General features: G+C 66.3%; 1 protein-coding gene. It reads right to left on the reverse strand.

Going from position 1 to position 392, the window contains the following annotated elements; translation table 11 throughout:
- Window positions 1-392: TetR family transcriptional regulator (locus tag SB754_RS19375; protein ID WP_410784034.1), on the reverse strand; the 392-nt coding region annotated here is incomplete at both ends.

Genomic DNA, 392 nt, shown 5'->3' on the forward strand with positions numbered 1-392 from the left:
CTGGGCCACAATCAGGTGGCTTCTTACCCGGCGGTGGGATCCGGTCAGCTTGGCGGCCAGCGGCTCCACGAGACCCGCGGTAATGGCGGCGTTCAGATTCAGCCCCACCTTGGGATGCCCGGAAGCGCGCATCAGGACGCCGTATATATGCAGCGCGCGGGTGCCCCGCATCTCCGCCGCCACCGTGACCATTCGGGCGGCGAGCTCAGGCAGGGGTGCCTGCAGCGCCTCGTCAAAGGCCCGGTGCATGTGGATGGTAGCCAGAAACAGGTCTTCCTTGCTGCCGAAGTAGCGGATCACCAGTGCGGGGTCCGCACCTGCGGCAGTGGCGATGGCACGCACCGAAGTGTTGTCATATCCGTGCTCGGCGAAGAGCTTGGCCGCGGCTTCGG

The organism is Leifsonia sp. SIMBA_070 (assembly GCF_046534635.1).
Lineage (GTDB): Bacteria > Actinomycetota > Actinomycetes > Actinomycetales > Microbacteriaceae > Leifsonia.